The organism is Marinobacter sp. DS40M6 (assembly GCF_028581595.1).
GTDB lineage: Bacteria > Pseudomonadota > Gammaproteobacteria > Pseudomonadales > Oleiphilaceae > Marinobacter > Marinobacter salarius.
Map to the genome: position 1 here is coordinate 1 of NZ_JAFCAE010000016.1, position 956 is coordinate 956.

Below are 956 nucleotides of genomic sequence, written 5' to 3' on the forward strand. Positions count from 1 at the left end.
CTGTCGGTATCGAGCGCATCGATAACGCCGTCGCCGTCACTGTCGCGTGGGTTCGACAGGTCACCACCGAACTCCTCTGCATCCGGAATACCGTCGCCGTCGGAGTCGTTGGACGTTGTGGACAGCCCGTTGTCGGCCTCATAGCCGTCGGGCACACCGTCACGATCCACGTCACACAGTGAGCTATTGGCATCCGGCTGACAGGCGTTCTTGATGAAACTGCCATCGGTCTCAGTTTCGTTGCCCGCCAGATCCATCGCAATGACCTGTACGTCCAGAGATCCATCCTGCAGGTTTGACAGGTCCAGGGTGCTGCTGAAGCGACCATTACCGTTGCCGTCATCCTGACATTGGAGCGTGCTGTCTGAAACCGAACGACCATCCTGATCACTGATCAGAATCCCGATCATGTCGGCGATTTCCGTGCACTGCCCTGACAGGGTGTAAGCCGTGGTGTTGTTGCCGTCTGCATTTGCCAGTGCGTCAAGTGTGACCGTAGGCGCCTGCAGATCGACAATGAGCTCACCTGACGTGGTGTCGCTGGCGGCTTGATCCTGGGCGTCACGGATCGTGGCGGTGACGTCGTACTGACCGTCTGCCAAGGCAGCGCCTGCAGGTATGGTCAATGCCCAGGCATTGCCATCAATCACAAGGGCAGGGTTGCTGTCCACGTAGGTTTGCCCGTTAACGGTCACATCAAACTGAGAACCACTGAAACTCTGCAGGGTTCCGTTCAGTGTCGGCGTGCTGTCATTGGTGATCAGGGTTTCTACCGTCGGCAGTACCTGGGCTCCGAAACCGGATGCGTTTTGGTCAACGGCATCGGCGATGCCGTCGCCATCCTGATCAGCGGTATCGTCGACCAGGCCATCATTGTCAGCATCGACAGTGGCGGCGTCATCGCGATTGCTGATGTCGAAGGGCCCGCTGCCGTCGTTGGCAGGGTTCGAGCTCTC

Annotated in this window: 1 protein-coding gene; it reads right to left on the reverse strand. The window is 58.6% G+C overall.

Annotated elements, in window-relative coordinates:
* Positions 1 to 956: Ig-like domain-containing protein (locus tag JJO78_RS20560; protein ID WP_228211028.1), on the reverse strand; the 956-nt coding region annotated here is incomplete at both ends.